The organism is Mesorhizobium sp. M2C.T.Ca.TU.002.02.1.1 (assembly GCF_003997225.1).
Genome location: NZ_RZTO01000295.1, coordinates 1 through 6,744 on the forward strand (window position 1 = coordinate 1; position 6,744 = coordinate 6,744).

8 protein-coding genes are annotated in these 6,744 nt (G+C 65.0%); 2 read left to right on the plus strand and 6 right to left on the minus strand.

Translation table 11 applies throughout. The annotated features are described in order from the left end of the window. A partial coding sequence (locus EOD07_RS17030; RefSeq protein ID WP_127236296.1) for an MFS transporter occupies nt 1–816 on the plus strand: 816 nt, incomplete at its 5' end. Between the two features lie 153 nt (nt 817–969). Here EOD07_RS17030 and EOD07_RS17035 read toward each other — a convergent pair. The 3 genes from EOD07_RS17035 to EOD07_RS17045 all read right to left on the minus strand — a co-directional run bounded on the left by EOD07_RS17035 (nt 970) and on the right by EOD07_RS17045 (nt 3,436). After that, on the minus strand, nt 970–1,467 hold the full coding sequence (locus EOD07_RS17035) for a MaoC family dehydratase (protein ID WP_040981770.1): 498 nt from the start codon (nt 1,465–1,467) through the stop codon (nt 970–972). Between the two features lie 178 nt (nt 1,468–1,645). Then, the gene (gene phaP / locus EOD07_RS17040; protein ID WP_041007463.1) at nt 1,646–2,074 is read right to left on the minus strand and encodes a TIGR01841 family phasin; all 429 of its coding nucleotides are present in this window, start codon (nt 2,072–2,074) and stop codon (nt 1,646–1,648) included. A 66-nt stretch (nt 2,075–2,140) separates the two neighbouring features. After that, nucleotides 2,141–3,436, minus strand: coding sequence for a DUF445 domain-containing protein (locus EOD07_RS17045; RefSeq protein ID WP_127236297.1), 1,296 nt, complete (start codon nt 3,434–3,436; stop codon nt 2,141–2,143). A 211-nt stretch (nt 3,437–3,647) separates the two neighbouring features. Here EOD07_RS17045 and rirA point away from each other — a divergent pair, with 211 nt between their 5' ends. Continuing rightward, nucleotides 3,648–4,109 carry an iron-responsive transcriptional regulator RirA gene (rirA, locus tag EOD07_RS17050; RefSeq protein WP_040982432.1) on the plus strand — a complete coding sequence of 154 codons (462 nt, stop codon included), beginning with the start codon at nt 3,648–3,650 and terminating at the stop codon, nt 4,107–4,109. A 305-nt stretch (nt 4,110–4,414) separates the two neighbouring features. Here rirA and EOD07_RS17055 read toward each other — a convergent pair whose 3' ends face one another. The 3 genes from EOD07_RS17055 to EOD07_RS17065 form a co-directional block, all read right to left on the minus strand. Continuing rightward, a complete protein-coding gene (locus EOD07_RS17055) occupies nt 4,415–5,203 on the minus strand; it encodes a heme ABC transporter ATP-binding protein (RefSeq protein ID WP_127236298.1) in 789 nt (262 codons plus the stop codon). 7 nt (nt 5,204–5,210) lie between these two features. Then, nucleotides 5,211–6,311, minus strand: a complete 1,101-nt coding sequence (locus EOD07_RS17060; protein WP_127236299.1) for an iron ABC transporter permease — start codon at nt 6,309–6,311, stop codon at nt 5,211–5,213. 6 nt (nt 6,312–6,317) lie between these two features. Continuing rightward, nucleotides 6,318–6,744: ABC transporter substrate-binding protein (locus EOD07_RS17065; RefSeq protein ID WP_164772300.1), on the minus strand; the 427-nt coding region annotated here is incomplete at its 5' end.

A 6,744-nucleotide genomic window follows, 5' to 3' on the forward strand; every position in this document is an offset into this window, starting at 1 on the left:
GTCCTTGCGCAAAAGCCCGAAGGCGCCGTCATCTACGGCACGCTCGGCTCGCTGCTCTCCTTCGTGCCGGCGCTCGGACCGATCGCCGGCGCTTTGATCGCCAATAGCTTCGGCTGGCGGGCTATCTTCGTCACGCTCGGCATCCTGGCCGCAGTGGCGACGCTCAACGCCTGGCTGAATTGGCGCGAAACGCGTCCGCTGGTCGATGGAGCTGGCCGGACTGGTTTCGGGCCGATCCTGCGCAGCTTCGCCTTCTGGACCTACACGCTGGCCTTCGCCACCGCCATGGGCTCATTCTTCGTGTTCTTCTCGACAGCGCCCAGGGTGCTCATCGGCAAGGCCGGCTTCTCGCAGCTCGGCTTCAGCCTGGCCTTCGCCAGCGCTGCATTGGCGATGATTATCACCGCACGCTTCGCGAAGAGTTTCGTCGCGCGCCGGGGCATCGAAGGCAGCGTCAGCCGCGGCATGGCGATGCTGCTTGTCGGCGCGGCCCTGCTGGCCGCCGGCCAATCATTGGCCGAGCCGTCCTTCGTGAGCTTCGTCATGCCGATGTGGGTCATCGCCATCGGCATCGTGCTGACCGCTTCAGTCACCGCCAATGGCGCGCTGGAACAGTTCGGCGAGACCGCCGGCACGGCCGTCGCGCTTTATTTCTGCCTGCAGAGCGTGATCGTTTCGACGGCGGGCACGCTGTTCGTCATCCTCCTGGATGGCGACACGGCATGGCCGCTGGTTGGCTTCTCCGCGAGCTTCGCAGTCGTCACGTTGCTCGTTGTGTGGCGGTTGAACAGCACGTCCCCGAAAACCATTGAATAGCTAACCAGCGCCAAGAGACCATTTCGAAACTCGCTCCTGTGAGTCAGCTGAAGGTGTCTTCGAGCACCGGAGCGGAGCGTACTTTTAGTACGTGAGCACCGGAAGCGCAGAAGACGCCTTCAGATGGCCGCAGGAGTAGGGTTTCCAAACGGTCTAGGAGCTTGCCCGCTTGCGGCGCTCGTACATCATCACCAGCGTCTCGGCGGTCAGCGCCGGCTTCTGCTCGCCCTCGATCTCGACGGTGTTGGCCGCCTTCATCAGATACTGGCCGGGGCCGAGATCTTCCATGGATAGCAGCGTGGTGCGCAGCCGGATGCGCGCACCGGCCTTGACCGGCGCCAGGAAGCGCACCTTGTCGAAGCCGTAGTTGAAGGCGGCCTGGGTGTTCTCCGGCACGATGCCCATCTCCAGCGCCAGCGCGCCGATGATCGACAAGGTCAGATAGCCATGCGCGATCGTGGTGCGGAACGGGCTCTGCCGTTTCGCCCTTTCGGGATCGACATGGATCCATTGATGGTCGCCCGTGCATTCGGCGAACTGGTCGATGCGCTGCTGGTCGACCGTCGTCCAGTCGGACACGCCGAGCTCCTGCCCGGACATCGTGCGCAGCTGTTCGAAGGTCGGCGGCGTCCTCGGCCGTGTTTCCGTCATTCCGGCTTTTCCCATCACTCTTGCTGTCTCCCGACCATGAGCGGCGGCCGCTGTCAATTCGCCGCCCCGCGATTTTCGCCGGTAGAGTTGATGCTTTTAGGGCAGGCCGAGAACGCTCGAGCGCCTGCGCCGGTTGCATCGCATGTCGGTCTGTGATGGGCCCGAAACGCCGGACAGCCTATTTCTTTTCGTAGCCGGCACGGATTTCCGCCATCGCATCCCTGATCCGGTCGCGCAGGATCTCGACCGATTCGGTGCTGGATTTGCGCACAAGGTCAGCCACTTCGCTGGCATTCTTCAGCGTCGTCTCGAACGACCTGCGGGCAAATTCGGCCTGCTTGCCCATCAATTCCTGCGGGTTGCCGGGCGCCTGGTAGTTCTGCGCCATCCGCGTGACCTCGTTGATGGCATTCTGCACCATCTCATGCTGCCTGGCCAGCACCGAGGAGGCGCCGGCAGCACTTGCCCTCGCCGACTTTTCCAGGGCTTCGAGGTTCTTGCGATGATGATCGAGGATCGCCTGGACATCGACATTCGGCAGCTTGAGGTCGCGGCCGAACCTGCTGAACATGTCGAGGAACGAGTCGGATTCCGGTTGTTTTGCCATGCCCTGCCTCCCGTTTTGCCGCCTTTGCGGCGTGCCAGAAGGAGAATAGTGCCAGTTGGGCCGGCGTCAATTGACGAGAAACAGCCGCTCGGCCGTGTAGAGCGCCAGACCGGCAAGGCCGCCGATGATCATGCCGTTGAAGCGGATATATTGCAGGTCCTTGCCGATATTCGTCTCGATCAGCCGCGTCAGTTGCGCCAGGTCCCAGCGCTTGACCTGGTCGGCGATGAATGTCGACACCCCGCTCTTCTGGCTTTCCACGAACGATGACAGCGCGACGACAAAGCCCTGGTTCATGTCGGCCCTGATCTGCGCGTCGTCGGCCAGATGCCTGCCGATCTCGACGAACATGTTGGCGAGATGCTCGCGGATCGTCGACTTCTCCGCATTGGCGTCCTGCTCGATGAACAGGCGCAGGCTCGTCCATGCATCGCCGGCCAGCGCCCTCACCTCCGGGCGGCCGAGAAAATCGCGCTTCAACGCCTCGGCGCGCCTTGCATATTGCTTCGAGGTCCTGAGCCGCTCGATGAAGGCGAGCGCGAAACGGTCGAATTCGGCGCGCATCGGATGGTCGGGATCGGCCCTCACCTCATCGAGCAGCGAACCCGCCGAGGCGACGATCTTCTTCAAGAGATAGGCATCGGCGCGAAACAGGTTGAACAGCGACGGCAATTCCTCGCGGATCTTTTCGCGCATCGTCGCCAGCGCCTGCTCATCGTTGAGGAAGCGCCCGACGACCCGGATGAATTCATCGAAGAGCTTCTGGTGGCGACGATCGTCGGTCAGTGCCGACAAAAGATCCGCCGCGAGCGGCGCCAGCGGCACCTTGTCGATCTGCTCCAGCATGCGGCTGGTGACGAAGTCGCGCAGGCCGGATTGCTCCACCGCCGTCAGCGCCTGCGGCACCAGCCGCGCGACGAATCGCGACAGGCCGGCGGCGCGCTCGGCATCGGCAAGCCAGTCGGCGACCAGGGCAGCGAAGTCCACCTTTGCAAGCTTTTCGCGCACCGGTTCCGGCGCCAGGAAATTGGCCTCGATGAAGCGGCCGAGATTGTCGGCGATGCGGTTCTGGTTCTCCGGGATGATGGCCGTGTGCGGGATCGGGAGTCCCAGCGGCCGCCTGAACAGAGCCACCACGGCATACCAGTCGGCGATGCCGCCGATGGTCGCCGCTTCGGCGAAGGCCGCGACGAAGCCGAGCCACGGATGGGTGGCCTCGAAGGATTTCGCCAGCGCGAAGACGAGGATGCAGAGCGCGAGCGCCGCGGCGGCGATGAACTTGGTGCGCCGCAATGCCGCGAGCTTCGCCGTGGCATCGGCGTCGAATCGAACCGGCGCGAGACCCTGAGCTGATTGTGACATCGAAAGGCCGCTTCCTGTTTGCACCCGCATCTATCTAGTGGCTGCGCCGCCAAAACGCTCGCTCGAAGCGCAGGAGCCATATCGGGGCCGCTATCCGCGCCGGCATGCACAAAAAGTTGACACGATTATTCATCTATGTACCGGTCCAGTCTGGAATTGTTCCAAACTATGGGCCATATTCGGCTCAAGCTAATATTTCCATGAGGACACCATGCGGCTCACGCGCCAGACCAACTATGCGATGCGCATCCTGATGTATTGCGCCGCAAATACCGACAGGCTGAGCCGCATCCCCGAGATCGCCGCCGCCTATTCGGTGTCGGAACTTTTCCTGTTCAAGATCCTGCAGCCGCTGGTCGAGGCCGGCCTGGTCGAGACCGTGCGCGGCCGCAATGGCGGCGTGCGGCTTGGCCGTCCGGCGGAGCAGATCAGCCTGTTCGATGTCGTGCGCGTCACCGAAGAGAGCTTCGCCATGGCCGAATGCTTCGAAAACGACGCCGCCGAATGCCCGCTGGTCGACAGCTGCGCCCTGAATTCGGCGCTGCGCGAGGCGCTCAACGCCTTCTTCGCCGTGCTTTCCCGCTATACGATCGCCGATCTGATCGCCGCGCGCCCGAATGTGCGGCACCTGCTCGGCATCGACCTGCTGGAGCAGCGCGCCCCGGCGGCGTAATCGCGCTCTGGCGGCTTGGTTCTAGATGGGCGACGCCCATGACATCCCGGGCGCGACGCCGCCCATGACTTCGTCATTCTAGGGCGGAGCAAGGAGCGCAGCGACGCAGCGCAGACCCTAGAATCCATTCCGTGACGTTCGAGCATCGCGGCGATGCAGAACTGGCGCCGCTGGCGCCAGCGCTCGTTCTGGATCGCGGTATTCTTCGGTTGATGTAACGGAATGGATCCTCGGGTCTCCGCGTCCGCTTGGCTCCCGCTCCGCCCGTGGATGACGAAGACGCGAAATCGTCCTCGCTGCTAGGCTTAAGCCGCTGATTGCGGCAGCACGAACGGCACGCTTCCGGCAGGCAGCGCGCCGACCTTCAGCCGGCAGTCGAACACCCTCTCGATCAGCTCATCCTTCAACACGTCCGCCGGCGAGCCGGCGGACGCCAGTTGGCCGCGAGAGAGCACGAAAATCCGATCGGCATACATGGCCGTCAGATTGAGGTCGTGCAGGATCGCCACCACGCCGCCGCCGCGCCGGGCGAAATCACGCGCGATGTTCATGATGATGAGCTGGTGCTTGACGTCGAGGCTGGAGACCGGCTCGTCGAGGAAGAGATAGCGCGGCCGCCCCTCAAGCACCGGCGCCCACACCTGACAGAGCACGCGGGCAAGCTGCACGCGCTGTTGTTCGCCGCCGGAAAGCTCCTGGTAGAAGCGGCCGGCAAAGCCATCGAGATCCACCCGTGCCAACGCCCGCTCCGGCAGGCGCGCATCCTCGCCGGGCAACACGCCGGAGCGCCCGCCGATCAGGCCGAGGCGAACGATCTCGCGCACAGTGAAGGGAAAGGACAGCGTCGTGGCCTGCGGCAGCACCGCGCGCAGCGTGGCTGCCTCCACCGGCTTCATCGCCGACAGGTCGCGGCCGTTGAGCGTGACGGTGCCGGTATAGGCAAGCTCGCCGGTCAGCGCCTTGAGCAGCGTCGTCTTGCCGGACCCGTTCGGTCCGACGATGGCCGAGACTTCACCAGGCCGTGCCGTGAAGCCGACATGGGACACGATGCGCTTGCCGCCGATCGCCACCGAGATGTCGCGTGCTTCGATCATGGCAGGCTCACAAATCGATTACGCCGCGCTTGCGCAGCAGGATCCACAGGAAGAACGGCGCGCCGGCGACCGCCGTGACGATGCCGATCGGCAGCTCGGCCGGCGCGACGATGGTGCGGGCGACCGCGTCGGCGATGAGAAGCAGCGATGCGCCGAGCAAAGCGGAAGCCGGCAGCAAATAGCGGTTGTCCGGTCCGATCGCGAGCCGCAGCACATGCGGCACGACGATGCCGATGAAACCGATGCCGCCGCTGACCGCGACCGAAGCGCCGACCGCCGCCGACACGCTGACGATGGCTGTATATTTCAGCCGCTGCACCGGAATGCCGAGATGACCCGCGGTCGCTTCTCCCAGCGCCAGCGCGTTGAGGCCGCGCGACAGGAACGGCATCGCGGCCAGCGCCAGGATGATCACCGGCGCGACGGTGCCGATCTTCGGCCATGTCGCGCCGGCGAGCGAGCCGAGTTGCCAGAAGGTCAGGTCGCGCAACTGCCGGTCATCGGCCATGAAGATCAGGACGCCGGTCAGCGCCATGGCAAGGGCGCTGATGGCGATGCCGGCAAGCAGCATCGTGGCGACCGACGTCCGCCCCTGGCGCGTGGCGATGGCGTAGAGCAGCAACGTCACCGCGAGCCCGCCGAAGAAGGCAGCGAGCGGTAAGGCGAGCGTGCCGAGCGCAAGCGTGACGGGCGCGAGCCAGGTTGTTCCGAGGACGATGATCGCCACCGCGCCGAGGCTGGAGCCGGCGGAAACGCCGATCAGGCCGGGATCGGCAAGCGGATTGCGGAACAGTCCCTGCATCACCGCGCCGCAGACCGCCAGCGCCGCGCCGATCAGAACGCCGAGCAGCACGCGCGGCATGCGGATGTCATAGACGATCAGCTGGTCGCGCGCTGCCAGCGCCGCATCGGTGGGCATGGCGCCCGCGAACCAGTCGCGAATGACGCGGACGGCCGATGCGTCGGAGGCACCCGACGTCAGCGACAGGAACACGGAAAGGACCAGCGTCAGGCACAAAAGCGCGATCACGAACCTTGCCCGCGCCGAGCGGTCGCCATCGGCTGCCATCGCGCGGCTCGGCGCGCCTGCTATCGACTGTTCGGCCATCGCCGCTCAGTCCGCGACCTGGTTGCCATAGAGCTCGACCGCAAGATCGTGGATCGCCTCCGCCGTGCGCGGACCGAAGCCGAGCAGATAGCCGCCCCACATGCTGACCATCTTGCGGTTCGTGCCCGCTGGTGTCGAGGCGACGGCAGGATTGGCGAACAGCTCATCCTCCGAGATCGGCGGTCCGCCGCCCTTCATCGTCAGGATGACATCCGGCTTGGCGCTGACGATCGCCTCGTCCGTCATCCCCTTGTAGCCGGAAAAGCCCTCGACGGCGTTGACTGCGCCGGCAAGTCTGATGATGCCGTCGGCCGCGGTGTCGCCGCCCGCAGCGAGGATCTTGCCGCCTTGCGTCGACAGCACGAACAGCACGCGCTTGCGATCCTTGATCGCAGCCGTCTGCTTCTCCGCCGCCGTCAGCTTCGCGTCCGTC

Bases quoted from the DNA above. Each gene is read 5' to 3' on its own strand.
- EOD07_RS17060 (WP_127236299.1), bottom strand. From the start codon at position 6,311: ATGGCCGAACAGTCGATAGCAGGCGCGCCGAGCCGCGCGATGGCAGCC.
- EOD07_RS17055 (WP_127236298.1), bottom strand. From the start codon at position 5,203: ATGATCGAAGCACGCGACATCTCGGTGGCGATCGGCGGCAAGCGCATC.
- EOD07_RS17035 (WP_040981770.1), bottom strand. From the start codon at position 1,467: ATGACGGAAACACGGCCGAGGACGCCGCCGACCTTCGAACAGCTGCGC.
- phaP (WP_041007463.1), bottom strand. From the start codon at position 2,074: ATGGCAAAACAACCGGAATCCGACTCGTTCCTCGACATGTTCAGCAGG.
- EOD07_RS17045 (WP_127236297.1), bottom strand. From the start codon at position 3,436: ATGTCACAATCAGCTCAGGGTCTCGCGCCGGTTCGATTCGACGCCGAT.
- rirA (WP_040982432.1), top strand. From the start codon at position 3,648: ATGCGGCTCACGCGCCAGACCAACTATGCGATGCGCATCCTGATGTAT.